A 6,280-nucleotide genomic window follows, 5' to 3' on the forward strand; every position below is an offset into this window, starting at 1 on the left:
AGGACCGTGAAACGACTTTGCGCCGATGATAGTGCTGCAACCAGTGTGAAAGTAGGTTATCGTCAGGCTAGTTATATAAAAAAGCCCCACTCAGTGATCTGAGTGGGGCTTTTCGCTTTGGGCGATCGACTTGATGCGATCACCCCATCAACCATCTAACCTATTCCCACAAGTTGTCATGCCCTGTTTGGCGTGCCACTCATCCTCAGGCTCGCTAGAGTTTGCCGCCTCTGTCATACGCCACTGGCCCACTGTGGCAGCAAAACCCCACGTACCAACCACATGATTTGATCGGGCGCAACGGTCAAACAGGTTCATTTCTGCGCATGCTTCTGGCTCTTACTATTTCTTTGACGCCAAGGGGACTGCCGCATGATGCGTTGGTCCGGACTCGCGGAACCAAGTACTTCACATGAAGGGCCGCCATGCGTGAGATCACCACATGGGTGTTGATAATAGCGGCATATCCCTTCATTGCAGCCTGGCTTGTGGGGCTGCGACGCGGCTATCAAATCAACGAATTGGAACAGCAGCTGGTTTTGCTCCGCGAGAAGGTCCAACAGCTCTCTCCGGCACCTCTGGAAACACCGGCGCCTCGTCCTGCCGACATGGCCGTTTCCACAGTACCAAAGGGTGATGTTGAACAGGTGCCACCTGCCGTCTTGCCAGATAGCGCCCATGCACAAGTCCAGGGGGTGGGCGGTACCAGTGCCAGTGCCAGTGCCAGTGCCAGCGTCGATGACGCCCAGACAATCCATCAGTCGCCCCAAGCAAAACGAGGTACTCCCCGTCGTGGCCGAAGCCTTGGCAGCCCGATTCAACACGAAGCGATCACGCCACCGCTGGATCCTGATGCTTTAACCAAAGCGGTATCTCCGCCACCTCGCTGGCTGGTTGCGGTCAAAACCTGGTTGATGACCGGGAATCTGGTCGCCAAGCTCGGCCTGGTTATCCTGTTTATCGGCATTGCATTCCTGCTCAAGTATGTGGCGGCGACCATCACAATCCCGATTGAACTGCGGCTGGCTGCGCTGGTGTTGGCCGACATGGGTCTTCTTGGATGGGGCTGGCGCCTGCGTAGCAAACGCAGGGAGATCGGCTTGCCGGTGCAGGGAACCGCCATCGCCATCCTGATGCTGGTGATCTTCAGCGCATTCCAGCGCTACGCCTTGATACCTGCGGGATTCGCATTTGCCTTGCTGGTGTCGCTCACGGTATTCACGTGCCTTCTTGCCATTTTGCAGGAGGCACCGTGGCTCGCGGCATTCGGCATTACCGGCGGCTTCGCCTGCCCGCTGCTGTTGTCGACCGGACAGGGAAATCACATCGCCTTGTTCTCTTACTACGCGATGCTCAACGTCGGCGTCTTTGCGCTGGCGTTCAAGCGCTCGTGGCATCAGCTCAATCTGCTGGGCTTTGTCTTCACGTTCGGTGTCGCTGGGGCATGGGGCGGGTTGCAGTACACCCCGGACCATTACGCGTCGGCGCAGGCATTTTTGATTCTTTTTTTCTTGTGCTACTCAGCAATCCCTTTCGCATTCGCGGGTCGCACGAGAACACGGTTGCAGGATTATGTCGATGTCACGCTGATCATGGGAACACCGCTGTTGACCTTCGGGTTTCAGGTCGGGCTGGTCAGAGACATGCCGTTCGGTCTGGCATTTTCAGCACTCGGGCTGGGCGGATTTTATCTCGTGGCCGGAACGATTCTCTGGCGTGCCGGCAAGGAGCGCTGGCGGACACTTGTCCGGACGTTTGCTGTCCTTGGCACCATTTTTGGCACGCTGACGATCCCGTTTGCCCTGGATGCGCGCTGGACCTCGGCCGCGTGGGCGCTGCAAGGATTCGGCTTCGTGTGGTTCGGGTTGCGCCACCAGCGGCGTGCCATCTGGGTCTGTGGACTGTTGTTGCAGGCCGGAGCCTGGATCAGCTTCATGACCGCGCTGTCTCACATCGACATGACTGCAGCGTTGACGGCGAACTTGTGGCTGGGTTTCTTGCTGCTCGCCGCCGGCGCCTTTGCGGTGGCTCTGGCATTCCGCCAGAGCGACAACAACAGCGACAAGCAGGATCTGTCTTCACCGGCCACCAATATGCTGGCCAATACGGCGTTGATGTTCGCAGCGCTGTGGCTGCTGGCCGGATGGGTGACGGAAGCGACCCTGCGCTTCTCGGGCGCCATCCTGGCAGACTGGATCGTGGTTGGGTCGATTTTCACGGCGCTGCTGCTGTATGCCCTCAGCCTGCGGATGGTCTGGACAACCGCGCGCCAACTGGTTCTGGCTGCCGAGCTCGCAGGCGCCATCGGTCTGGCCATCGCTGCTAGGCCTGGGTTGTCATGGCTGAGCATGGTCGAGCCAAATGACGAGATGCCCTTGCTCGGTCTGGTGATCCTGGCCGTGGCGGCGTTCGCCACCAGCCGCTCACTGAAGCTAGCCGCATCCAGGCGAAACGGCAGCTACCTGTCAGCGTTACTGCTGCTGTGGAGCGGCATCTGGTGGGTCTGCACTCTGAATGTCGCAGCAGGTCGGTTCGTCGACTATCTGCCTGCCACCCTGGGCAGCGTGGATTCCCGCTGGCTTGCACTGTATGTGCTTGGCATCGCGGCGACGTCGATCGCGTGCGTGCACTGCGCATCGCGCTTTTCCTGGCCGCAGTTACTCTGGTTCGCCCCCGCTTGCTGGGCTGCGCTGGGCATCATTACGCTGCGTTCGCTTGCAATGCTGTCCGGCGCGCACGCGCTCCCGGACGCCGCGCTCTGGATCGCATGGGCAGTTGCATGGATGGGCAACGAACAGGCGATGCTACGCTGGCATACCAGCGGATTGCTCCTTAACCGCACCGTCTTGCAGTTGCTGCACGCCATCCGCACGGGTGGGCCGTGGCTCGCATTGTGGCCAACCGGCGCGATCCTGATCGACGGATGGCTCGCTACGCCAACCGACAGCGCATTGACCTTGCAAGGTGACTGGGTCACGGACGCGGCATGGAGCAATTACCTCCCGACATGGGCAATGATGCTGTTCCTTATCGGCTTGCTGCGTCGAAGCATGAAAGGGCGCTGGCCCACCGTTCCGATCGCGGACTGGTATCGGTCGATTGCCGTTCCAGTGGGTAGCCTTCTGCTGATGTTGCCAACCGCTCTGTGGAACCTGAGGCACGATGGTGCGATGGCCCCGTTGCCCTATATTCCACTGCTCAACCCGCTCGATTTGACCACAGGATTTGTGCTGATGCTATGGGTAAGCACGTTGCGGCAACTCGCTGCCAGGGCTGCAATGGATCAGCCCGTTCTATCCACGCTGCTGCGTGCCACCATGGTGGCAGCGTGGCTCTGGTTCAATCTCATTCTGCTACGAAGTGCTGCGCATTACCTTGGCATCGATTACCGGCTTGCCGATCTCATGGCTTCGCAAACGGTGCAGGCATTGCTCTCTCTGGCTTGGGGCGCGAGTGCTTTCGCGGTCATGCGCATTGCAGCACGCACTGCTCGACGACGGGTCTGGTGGATCGGCGCGCTGTTGTACGGCATTGTGGTGGCCAAGCTGTTCCTGGTTGACCTGGCCAATGGCGGGAGTATCGCGCGCGTTGTGTCGTTCGTTGGTGTTGGCCTGTTGCTGCTACTGGTGGGCTATCTCGCCCCGTATCCGAAAGCACCGCAGGCCGCGTCAATGGCTGCGTCAGCTTGACCTACAGGAGAACGACCTATGCCGATTTCTCTCTGCAGGTACTGCTGCGTCATCATGGTATTCGCGCTGACGGGCGCCGCCGTCACTGAAAGTCCAGCGGCCCAAACCGACAGGCTGACCGATTATTCGCATCGTCTCCCTTTACGCACCGTCAGCAGCCAGGCCATTGTGCGACTGCCGCTGCCGCGTGCGGTCTATCTGAACGCACGTTCGCCTGCCTTGCACGATCTGCGCGTGTTCGATGCCGTTGGTGCGTCGATGCCTTTTGCGCTGATCGATCAGGCGCCACCAGCCGTAGAAAAAAAGGCCACTGCACCGGTCGCCATTTTCCCGCTGTATGGCGCCGCCCGGGACACAGGGCAGATGCCTGAAAGCTTGCAGATCCGCACCCGGAGCGACGGCGCCGTCATTTCCGTGACGACGCCGTCGCGGGCAGCGAGCGACGAGCTGCAAAGCCTGATCCTCGACCTTCAGCCGGCGGCGTTGGCTGCGAAGGTCAGCGCTGCAGCACCAGTGGGCGCGCTGGCGTTATCGCTGCCCCAGGGGGCGGACAACTACAACGCGCACGTTGCAATCGATGTGAGTAACGACCTGCAAGACTGGGACCTGCTGGCCGAAGCGGCAGTCAGTTGGCTGGTCAACGATCGCGGCGCAAGCGTCGGCAAGCACCGCATCGAGTTTTCGCCGCGGCCATTTCGCTACGCTCGTATTCGTTGGCTTGAGGGCAAGCCGCTCGCCTTTGCCGACATCAACGCCGAGTATGTCGTGCAGCAGTACGCCGCCATGCAGCTCGAGACCATTGTTTTGCCGGGCCAGCCAGCTGCCGAGGGGCGCGATGTGATGTATGCAGCGCCCGTTGCCATTCCCGCGATCGCTGTTGGGTTTGTGTTTGAGGGGCAGAACGTCGTCATGCCGGTGATAGTGGGCCAGTACCAAACCACGCGTAGCCGCAAACCCGGTGAACGAGTCGTGACGCGGTTGCAGCCAATCGTGAATACAACCTTTTATCAACTGTCGCAAAAGGGGGCGCAGCGCGTTTCCGGCGACGTCGAGATTGCAGCCACCAATGCGTCCACTTGGGTGGCCCGGCCACTAACCGCCATCCTGGAGCGTCCAGCCTTACGCTTGCGTTGGGCACCTGCAACCATCGTGTTTGTGGCTGCCGGCAAGGCGCCTTACCAACTGGCATTTGGCCGCGCCAGTGCCATGGCTGCCAGCGTGCCGCTCTCCCAGGTTGCGCCGGGCTTTACGCCGCGTGAACTGGCCGAGCTGGAATCCGCAACACCCGGGGCGCTCGTACAACAGCAATCGCCAGCTACGATCGTGGAGGCTGACCGGACTGCTGGCAGCCGCCGGCATTGGTTATGGGGCGTGTTGGTGTGTGGCCTTGCGGCACTTGCCGCCATGGCCTGGCATCTGTTCCGTCAGATGAAGGCAGATACTTCCGGCACGCCTTCATCTGACGTCGCTCCCGACAGCGGGCTGCATGCCTCTGAGTAAATGAAGAAAGGAGCGACCAAACAACTCAGTGCACCGGCGGGTGGTATGGCAAAGCCGTGGGGAATCGATCCGTTCCGACCGAGCTGGCGCAGGCACTCGCGCACGGACAGACTAATCATGGCGTTGAACGGTGTTGTAGCCCTCATGCTGCACGGGATAGTCAAACTGCGCTATCTGCTATTGACGTGCGTGTGTAGCCTTTGCCACTAATGACTCAGGCAGCGCCGTGCTGGCTGGCGGCGCGCAATTCGAGCCTGTCCCAGAAGCGGTCGTGAATCGGCAGCAGAAGTACATTGCATACCGGCTCAAGGATGGCCGCGATACCGCCGGAAGCGAGCGAACCCGTCGCGCAATAGATGACGGTGAACCCCACGACCATATGCATGGCAGTCTGGCTGACTTTTTCAGCAGCGCGTCGGGCATAGCGTTCGCGCTCGGAGCGCGCCCGGGCACGGATGGCCTCCCAGGCTTTCTCGTGGAAAGGGAGGAGCAGCACATTGATCACAGGCTCAATGATGATCGCGAGGCCGCTGAACATGACCGAACCAGTCAGCGCGTACGCAATGGCGAAAGCAATGGCCATGTGGGTGATGACCTGACTGGTTTTCTTGGCAGCGACGACCATCTTGACTCCTGAGATTGCACGTGTTGATACGGTAGAGGAAAATGATAGTCATTCTCGATTGGCGCACAAAGGCATATATATCTACTATGGCGATAGCCTATTACTATTGAGTGGCTAATTGAGATAGGCCGCAGTATTTCATAAGCCTCTTGCCGAACATGTCACAAGTTTGTTATAGTCTCGTTCTGCCCGACGCAGACACTGCTTAAAAGCAGCGACAGCGAAGGAAAGAAGGGGTTGACGAAAAATGAGAAACACTTCATAATCTCGCCTCTCTGCTGCTAACGAACACAACGCTTCGTAGCAAATGGCAGAAGCAGCACCGAATAAAGTTCTTTAAAAATTAACAGTCGATAAGTGTGGGCGTTTGATGAAGGTGCCAAAGACCTCGGTCTTTGATTACTTAAATTATCAAATGTTCACAAAAAAGAAATACGTTGCTCAGCAATGAGTAACGGTCAGTATT

3 protein-coding genes are annotated in these 6,280 nt (G+C 59.0%); 2 read left to right on the forward strand and 1 reads right to left on the reverse strand.

Annotated elements, in window-relative coordinates:
• Positions 1–914: 914 nt before the first annotated feature.
• Complete coding sequence (locus IFU00_22765) at positions 915–3,689, forward strand: DUF2339 domain-containing protein (GenBank protein ID MBD8545104.1); 2,775 nt, start codon at positions 915–917, stop codon at positions 3,687–3,689.
• 18 nt (positions 3,690–3,707) lie between these two features.
• Positions 3,708–5,189 (forward strand): DUF3999 family protein, encoded by a 1,482-nt coding sequence (locus tag IFU00_22770; protein ID MBD8545105.1) that lies wholly within the window; start codon positions 3,708–3,710, stop codon positions 5,187–5,189.
• A 214-nt stretch (positions 5,190–5,403) separates the two neighbouring features.
• Here IFU00_22770 and IFU00_22775 read toward each other — a convergent pair whose 3' ends face one another.
• Entirely contained in the window at positions 5,404–5,814 is a 411-nt protein-coding gene (locus IFU00_22775; protein MBD8545106.1) for a DUF2061 domain-containing protein, read from the reverse strand.
• Positions 5,815–6,280: the final 466 nt, after the last annotated feature.

This window comes from Oxalobacteraceae sp. CFBP 8761, assembly GCA_014841595.1.
GTDB lineage: Bacteria > Pseudomonadota > Gammaproteobacteria > Burkholderiales > Burkholderiaceae_D > Telluria.

What these genes read in the sequence shown, in the direction of transcription:
- IFU00_22765 (MBD8545104.1), top strand. Translation starts at nt 915, where the DNA reads ATGACCGGGAATCTGGTCGCCAAGCTCGGCCTGGTTATCCTGTTTATC.
- IFU00_22770 (MBD8545105.1), top strand. Translation starts at nt 3,708, where the DNA reads ATGCCGATTTCTCTCTGCAGGTACTGCTGCGTCATCATGGTATTCGCG.
- IFU00_22775 (MBD8545106.1), bottom strand. Translation starts at nt 5,814, where the DNA reads ATGGTCGTCGCTGCCAAGAAAACCAGTCAGGTCATCACCCACATGGCC.